The sequence below is a fragment of the Streptomyces sp. MB09-01 genome (assembly GCF_033794505.1).
In the GTDB taxonomy this organism is placed as follows: Bacteria; Actinomycetota; Actinomycetes; order Streptomycetales; family Streptomycetaceae; genus Streptomyces.
Genome location: NZ_JARAYQ010000616.1, coordinates 1 through 545, shown reverse-complemented (window position 1 = coordinate 545; position 545 = coordinate 1). Strand labels below are relative to the sequence as shown.

1 pseudogene is annotated in these 545 nt (G+C 79.8%); it reads right to left on the bottom strand.

The features are described 5' to 3' along the window. Positions 1-304 (bottom strand): annotated as a pseudogene (locus tag PV721_RS43740) (aspartate aminotransferase family protein); the annotation flags it as partial. Positions 305-545 lie beyond the last annotated feature (241 nt).

Sequence of the window (545 nt, the reverse complement as noted above, 5' to 3'; positions counted from 1 at the left end):
GCAGGTGGGCTGCGCAGAGGGGGTCGGCGGGGTCGGCGGCGCCTGCGGCGAGGGTGTGGACGAGGGTGCGGAGCGCTTCGTGGTCGCCGGTTCCGTGTGCGGGGAGTACGTCGCCGAGTGCGGCCCGGACGCGGGCGGCCTGGGCTTCGGGGCCGCCGGCGGGCAGTGGCCCGCCGCGGTCGCGGGCTCCGGCGGCCAGGGCGTCGAGGACGGTGTCGAGGAGCGGCCGCAGGGCGGTGGGGCCGTCGGCTCCGCCGGCGAGCGGGGGCGGGGTGCCGGTGCCTGTGCCGGGCGGCGCGGTCATCGGGGTCCTCCGGGGCTGGGAGGGGTGCGGGGCGGGGCACCCTGCCAGTACAACGATCAGACCCGAATGGGGTAACCGCCGGGGTTTGTCCGGAGTTTCCGGTCGGTGCGGCGGCCTCTGCCCGGCCCCTCCCCCGGTCTTCGTCCGGGGGGACCCGGCCGATCGCCGGCGGGGCTGGCTGTTGCAGCCCCGCCGGCGTTGGAGGCGCAGGGATCCGGGGGCGGGGCCCCGGGGCCCGGCC